1 protein-coding gene is annotated in these 267 nt (G+C 63.3%); it reads right to left on the bottom strand.

The genetic code is table 11. The annotated features are described in order from the left end of the window. Positions 1-61 precede the first annotated feature (61 nt). A partial coding sequence (locus RVY79_RS19905) for a DUF2239 family protein (RefSeq protein WP_317466301.1) occupies positions 62-267 on the bottom strand: 206 nt, incomplete at its 5' end.

Genomic DNA, 267 nt, shown 5'->3' with positions numbered 1-267 from the left:
AGCGGCCCGAGAAAGGCCACGAAGGTCCGCCACAGCGGACGTGCATTGGGGTGGGTGGTGCTCATGCGGCGTGTTGTCCTTCTTCTTGTGTCGTGGGGGCCGCTGTGCCGAATGCACGGCCGGCAAGCAAGTGAGCATGCTCGCGCACGTCGACGGGCCAGGCTTCTGTACAGGTAACGAAGCGCTCGGCGTCGCCAGCAAACAAGGCACGCAGGGCATCTTCATAGGCAGGGGCATTGCCCGCCATGGCCGAAAGAAAACGATAGG

This window comes from Chromohalobacter sp. HP20-39 (assembly GCF_033052815.1).
Classification (GTDB): domain Bacteria; phylum Pseudomonadota; class Gammaproteobacteria; order Pseudomonadales; family Halomonadaceae; genus Chromohalobacter.
Note: the sequence above shows the minus strand (reverse complement) of the source record. Positions and strands in the feature narration are given on the sequence as shown.